The organism is Roseiarcus sp. (assembly GCF_049514155.1).
Classification (GTDB): Bacteria; Pseudomonadota; Alphaproteobacteria; order Rhizobiales; family Beijerinckiaceae; genus Roseiarcus.
The window spans coordinates 1-3,827 of record NZ_JBEKVH010000253.1; the positions used below are offsets into that span (position 1 = coordinate 1).

The window sequence follows — 3,827 nt, forward strand, 5'->3', positions numbered from 1 at the left end:
GTAAATGATGTTGCGCGCGCCGATCGCGCGTTGAAGGGCACTGTTGGCAAGCGCCTCACCTATCAAACGACTGCGAACTGAGAGGCCATATGGCAAAAGCCGTAAAGGCAAAGGCAAAGAGAAGCCCTAAGCCGAAGACGACGGACAAGGCCCAATCCGAGCGGTTCATAGAGGCCGCTCGGAACCTCGACATTGAACAAACTGGGGACGCCTTCGATGCTGCGGTCGCAAAACTTATGAAGGCCAACTCAACCAAAAACTACTAGCTATTCAGGATCCCCTAAGTGAATCGCGACTAGGTCTCGCGGCGTCGGTTCTCGGCCACCAAACCGTCTGACGAGATCGATGATCCTGTTCTCTGAGATGTGTAGCGCCTCATGCGGGTGCTCAAAAAGGCTCGCGCAGTCAAGCCGTCGTTTCTTCCCTTGGAGTTTATGTAGCTTGTCTGTGTACCATTGCCACGCTAGCAAATCGGCTGCTTGAACAGAGGCGCTTTGTTCCTTTCTTATGAAGGCGTGCGAAGCGTATCGATTTGTCATCGACATTTCGTTGTCTTTGAACAGCATCGTCATGATTCTGTTCGCTTCCGACATGTCTCGGTGGCCGGCCTCAAAAAAGTAGGCGCATCGTTTAACGTCTGGCCTTTGGTCAAGCCATACTGCGACGCCGGCCAAAATCACGTGAGCACAAAAACTGTATGGACTGCCAATATAAGGGTGTGGTGGAACGTGTCGCCTGAACTCTTCCTCGTTCACTGTGACCGCGAGGCCGCAGTAAGTGTGCAATTTAATTAGAGCTATTGCCTCCGTCTCGACGCCAATCCGTTCTTCCCTGCTCAGGTTTGCGAACTCGCCATTACCGTGGGCGCAGTCGACCATATGAAAGCAGGTTAGGCGGTATCGCCTCAGCATCTTCCGCCAATCGACACTTAGGAGGCGCGTTCTGCGTTTCGATAAGATGTAGCCGGCCACACAAAGAACCTGCGAGCCGCCATGTGAGCCGCTCTCATCAAAATATGCCTCAGCCAGGGCCAGCAAGTACCCTCCGCGCGGTAGCACGGCATCCAAGAGCCAAACATCGCCAAGGCCCGCAGACGGATCGATCTGAGCCGCGAGGTTCATGCTAGGCCTCGCGACGTGCTACGGCAAGTATAATATTCCCCAACATTTGATCACGCCGCCTCGACGGCGAGTGGTCGCTCACGCGTGCGGGTCGCGCTCGCCTGACGCCCGTCGGCTCGCGCACGCCTTCAGCCCTTCGGCTTCTCCTCGTCGTCCGGCAAATCGTCGTCGGCGATCGCGCGCCAGGCGGCGCCGTCGAGGTCGTCGAACTGGCCGGTCTTCATCGCCCACAGGAAGGCGAACAGGCCGATCAGCCCCAGGCCGATCGCCATCGGCACCAGATAGACGAGCACGTTCATGCGCGCGCCCGCGCTTTGCGCGCCCGCAGCGCATTGCCGGTGACCAGCAGCGACGAGCCCGACATCGCCAGCGCGGCGATCAGCGGCGTCGCATAGCCGAGTATGGCGATCGGCACGGCGACGCAATTGTAGATCGCCGACAGCCACAGGTTCTCGATCATCAGCGCCTTGGCCTTGCGCGCGATGTGCAGCGCCTCGACGATCGGCGCGAGGCGCTCGCCGAGGAACACCGCGTCCGCCTGGGCCTGGGTCAGATGCGCGGCCGAGATCGGCGAGATCGAGACGTTGGCGGCGGCGAGCGCCGGCGCGTCGTTGAGCCCGTCGCCGACCATCAGCACATGGCGGCCTTGCTCGCGCAACGCCTTCAGCCGGGCGATCTTGTCGGCCGGCTTCAAGGCCGCGGCGAAGCGGGTGAAGCCGAGTTCGCGCGCGACGTTGGCGACCGCTTCCGGCCGGTCGCCGGAGAGGATCTCGATCGCATAGCCTTCGTGCGCCAGGCCGGCGACGACGGCGGCCGCGTCGGGGCGCGGCGCCTGGCGGATGGCGAACACGATCGCGCGCTCCGGGCCGCGGAAGGCGATCAGCGACGCGTCGGGCCATTGGCCCGCGACCACCGCCGCCTCCGCCTCGGCCTTGCAATAGGCGGGCGAGCCGAGCTTCAGCCGCTTGCCTTCGTGGAACACGGTGACGCCCTGCCCGGGAAATTCGTGGGCGGCGAGCGGATCGGTCGCGCCCGCCGCCGCGGCGACCGCCTTGGCCAGCGGGTGCTTGCTCGCCAGCGCCAGCGAACCGGCGAGCTTGAGCTCGTCGGGCGTGAAGTCGTCGCGGTTGGCGAGACTCGCCTGCGGCAGGGTCAGCGTGCCGGTCTTGTCGAAGACGATCGTGTCGACGTCGGCGAGCCGCTCGAGGCCGTCGCCGGAATTGAGCATCACGCCGTGACGGAACATCGCGCTCGCCGCCACCACCTGCACCGCCGGCACCGCGAGGCCGAGCGCGCAGGGACAGGTGATGATCAGCACGGTGATGGCGATCACCAGAGCCGGCTGCCACGACAGGCCGAGCAGCAGCCAGCCGATGAAGGTCGTGAGCGCGGTCAGATGCACGACCGGCGTGTAGAGCCGCGAAGCGCGATCGGCGAGCCGCACGTAGGACGAGCGCTGCTCGACCGCACGCTCGAGCAGCCGATTGACCTCGTCGAGCAGCGTGCCCTCGGCGGCCTTGCTGACGCGAATGCGCAGCGCGCCAGCGAGGTTGAGCGTGCCGGCGTAGACCATCGCTCCCGGCGCCACGGCGATCGCCGCCGTTTCGCCGGTCACCAGACTCTGGTCGATCTCGGAGCGCCCCTCCTCGACCAAACCGTCGACGGCGATGCGGTCGCCGGCGCGCGCCAGCACCAGATCGCCGGGTTGAATCGCGGCGATCGGCGTCTCGCACGCCTCGCCCTCGGCGTTGAGCTTGGTCGCCGTCTCCGCCTTGATCGCGGCGAGATTGGAGGCGACGTCGCGGGTGCGCCGGCGCATCCGCTGGTCGAGATAGCGGCCGGCGAGCAGGAACAACACCAGCATGATCGCGCTGTCGAAATAGGTCTCGCGCGCGTGCTGCAACGTCTGCACGACCGACATGACCAGCGCCAGCGTGACGCCGATGGTGATCGGCACGTCCATGTTGAACGACAACTGGCGCAGCGCCTTCATCGCGCTGTCGAAGAACGGCCGCCCGGCGTAGGCGACGCAAGGCAGGACGACCAGCGCCGACAGCCAATGGAAGAAGTCGCGCGTCGCCCAGGCGGTTTCGTCGGCCGCGCCCGACCACAGCGCCACCGAGATCAGCATCACGTTCATCGCGCCGAAGGCGGCGACGCCGAGGCAGCGCAGCAGGCGCTTCTCCTCCGCCGCCTCGATGTTGTCGAGGCTGGCGGCGGCGAACGGATAGGCGGGATAGCCGAGGCTGCTCAGCCGGTCGAGGATCGCCTCAGGCGCGAGCGCGCCGTCGCGCCATTCGACGGTGACGCGCTTGCTGGCGAGATTGACCCGCGCGCCGCGCACGCCCGCCTCGCGCCCGAGGCCTTTCTCGATCGTGACGATGCAGGCGCCGCAATGGACGCCTTCGACGACGAGATCCATCGCCGCCACGCCTTCGGCGGGATAGCGCACGAAATGGGAAAGGTCCTGCGTCTCGCTCACGCAATGCGCTCCTCAGCCGTCATGGCCGGGCTTGACCCGGCCATCCACGCGGCGAAGTTGCCACAATGCCTCGGAAAGGCGCTGAGCGCTGTGCAGCCGTTCGTTTTGCAGAGCGGCGGCTCGAAGACGTGGATGGCCGGGACAAGCCCGGCCATGACGAGTTCGTGGTTTCAGTGCGCGCGCTGGACGGCGAATTCGACCGCGTCGAGCAGCGCGTGCTTCCA

The 3,827-nt window shown here is 65.1% G+C and carries 3 protein-coding genes; all 3 read right to left on the reverse strand.

The genetic code is table 11. From position 1 onward, the window contains the following. Positions 1–266: 266 nt before the first annotated feature. Complete coding sequence (locus tag ABSF49_RS20945; protein WP_424114569.1) at positions 267–1,121, reverse strand: DUF3800 domain-containing protein; 855 nt, start codon at positions 1,119–1,121, stop codon at positions 267–269. A gap of 128 nt (positions 1,122–1,249) precedes the next feature. Then, positions 1,250–1,420 (reverse strand): cbb3-type cytochrome oxidase assembly protein CcoS, encoded by a 171-nt coding sequence (gene ccoS / locus ABSF49_RS20950; RefSeq protein WP_424114570.1) that lies wholly within the window; start codon positions 1,418–1,420, stop codon positions 1,250–1,252. Further along, a complete protein-coding gene (locus ABSF49_RS20955) occupies positions 1,417–3,603 on the reverse strand; it encodes a heavy metal translocating P-type ATPase (RefSeq protein ID WP_424114571.1) in 2,187 nt (728 codons plus the stop codon). Before ABSF49_RS20955 ends, ccoS begins: the two co-directional genes overlap by 4 nt. Positions 3,604–3,827: the final 224 nt, after the last annotated feature.